General features: G+C 52.1%; 1 pseudogene. It reads left to right on the forward strand.

Features of this window, described 5'->3' with window-relative positions:
- A pseudogene (locus KNQ97_RS19290) lies at positions 1-211 on the forward strand (hypothetical protein); the annotation flags it as partial.

The following is a 211-nucleotide window of genomic DNA, read 5'->3' on the forward strand; positions in this document are numbered from 1 at the left end:
GGGCAGCGAGGTGACCTTAACCATCACAGGTCAGGACCAGGCAGGTAATCCGCTGGAACAGCAGGTGAAAGCCACAGTTAATCCTGATGGCAGCTATACAGCAGAAGTACCGGCAGGCTTTGCTGATGGCGAATTGACCGTTAAGGCAGAAACGGTTGATCGTAATGGTACTCCGGTCAATGCAGAAGACAGCCTTGTGAAGACCGATCAT

The sequence above is a fragment of the Acinetobacter sp. UC24323 genome, assembly GCF_024151445.1.
Lineage (GTDB): Bacteria > Pseudomonadota > Gammaproteobacteria > Pseudomonadales > Moraxellaceae > Acinetobacter > Acinetobacter baumannii.